This window comes from Candidatus Methanoperedens sp. (assembly GCA_012026795.1).
GTDB lineage: Archaea > Halobacteriota > Methanosarcinia > Methanosarcinales > Methanoperedenaceae > Methanoperedens.
In genome coordinates this window covers 1-2,201 of the sequence record VEPM01000063.1, presented here as the reverse complement: position 1 = coordinate 2,201, position 2,201 = coordinate 1, and the positions used below count along the sequence as shown (strand labels likewise).

The window sequence follows — 2,201 nt, the reverse complement described above, 5'->3', positions numbered from 1 at the left end:
TGCCGAATAAAGAAGAACGGTTGCCCGTCCTTCCTCTTCTAAGAACCGTACGTGAAACTTTCATCTCATACGGCTCAAGCGTTCTATAACCCTTTGATCGGGCAGCAGTTATTTGTCATGGTCACAGTTTCAGGTTTGCATATCTTCTTTGCTTTATCCACTATTTTCATTGCTACATCTGTTAGTTTCTTGATTCCTTGTTTAAGTTTCCTTGAAACAAAGTATTCATCATCAAGATAGGGATTCATGTCTAACTTTAACTTCGTATGTCTAACTATCTTTGTGTCAGATAGAAGGTTCAGTTGTTTATTTCCCTCAGAAAATATCCAGTTCCTATTTCCACCAGAATGCCAATATTTACTGGCAATCCAATGTTTGGATTTATCAGGATGTCTTCTTTTAGCCCAATGCCAGAGCATATTCCATATTCTTGAGTCAAGCTTACTGAATATTTCACTGGATACTACAAAACGGTGGTAGTTAGTCCACCCAATTATAGTTGGGTTAAGGTTATCAATCAGTACCTCTTGATTCCATGCTTTTCCCCTCTTGATTATGTCACTGATATTTTCAGTGAATTTATCAATGGATTTTTTCGATGGTTTGACAAGAAGTTTACCATTATATTTTCTGAAATTCCATCCGAGAAAGTCAAAGCCATTATCGATATGGGTTATCAGTGTTTTCTCATCAGAAAGTTCCAAACCTCTATCCTTCAGGAAATATTTGATCAATTCTTTAACTTCTTTTGCTATTTCCTCAGTTTTTGCAGTAACAATGAAATCATCTGCATATCGACAAAAGTTGACTTTGTATTTTGCAGCATGATTACTACTCATTTTACCGCTCTTGCTTATATGGTATTTATCTGCAAGCATTTTCTCGATCCCATCTAACGTCATGTTAGCAAGGATTGGTGATATTATACCACCTTGTGGAGTTCCTGCTTCTGTTGGAAATAAATGGCGTTCAAATACATATCCAGCCTTTAGAAACTGTTTCAGAATTGATTTATCCATAGGGACATTGTCTATTAACCATTGATGAGAAATAGAATCAAAACAGCCTTTAATATCTCCTTCCAGTACCCATTTTGGGGAGTCTTCTCTGCACAAACAGGAGAAAACTTGTTCACAGGCATCATGTGTGCTTCTGAATTTTCTGAAGCCAAATGATGTCCTGTCACCTGTTGCTTCTGCAATCGGCTCTAATGCCAAAGCATAAAGTGATTGCATAGCCCTATCATACATGGTTGGAATGCCTAAAGGTCGTTTTTTCTTTTTCCCAGATTTTTCAATAAAAACTCTTTTCAGTGGCATTGCAACATACTCTTTGTCGGTTAGTCTGAGAGCGGCTTCCATTTTGGTTTTCGATGATGACCATATTTCACCGTCAATCCCTGCCGTCCTTTTACCCGTATTTTGAATGGGTTTTCTTGTTGCCAACAGCTTCGCATAATACGAATGGGTTAGCAAATATTGAAACCTTTTTACTATGTACCATTTTCCTTCTTTAACTGCTTTTGTGATCCTGACTTGTAGTCTATTAACGTGTTTTTCAGCTTTCTTCCAGTCGATATTATCCCACTGGTCTCGAAGTTGCACGTTAGTAAGCTTCTCGCCTTTCGGCGTAATTGAATTTCCTACTTTCATAGATTTACCTTCATTCACACAATAAAACACCGATGATAAGTCAGCACCTTTTCAGGCTAAGGCAAATTTTGAACCTTTATTCAGTCGATTACAGACTGACTTTCGCTTTTTATCATATCCTATACCCTCTGCATCTTTGTCGCTCTTCGCAGAGTTCCTACCCGTATTTTGGGGATGCATAGGGCTTGTCAAGTCCTGAATCACAAATAATTTATAAATGCTTTAGAAGCCATCTATGAACCGAGAATCATATGTCCATTCCCCTATAACGTTTCACCAGCCATTATAGTCTGATTCTTCACCGTTTTGGTTCAAGCGTTCAGTCTACTTTCGCTTGTTTCTAATGACGATTCTTGAGATGATTCAACTTTCGTTTTCTTCATAGCATTTGTTACCTTAGCAGATTATCCGGGTTAGACTCTCGGAGTTCTCCACATTGTCTTATGGGCTTCACACATTTCCATTACTGAAAACGCATGCCATAATAAGGTCACTCCGGATGGAAGGAGTGGCATTTCTGCAATTTGTGATGTAGTTTCTTGTCGCGGG

Annotated in this window: 1 protein-coding gene; it reads right to left on the bottom strand. The window is 38.3% G+C overall.

The window, feature by feature from the left end; all coding sequences use genetic code 11:
* Positions 1-83 precede the first annotated feature (83 nt).
* Positions 84-1,652 carry a group II intron reverse transcriptase/maturase gene (gene ltrA / locus FIB07_18160; protein NJD54767.1) on the bottom strand — a complete coding sequence of 523 codons (1,569 nt, stop codon included), beginning with the start codon at positions 1,650-1,652 and terminating at the stop codon, positions 84-86.
* Positions 1,653-2,201: the final 549 nt, after the last annotated feature.

Coding starts and splice junctions, on each gene's coding strand:
- ltrA (NJD54767.1), bottom strand. CDS start 1,652: ATGAAAGTAGGAAATTCAATTACGCCGAAAGGCGAGAAGCTTACTAAC.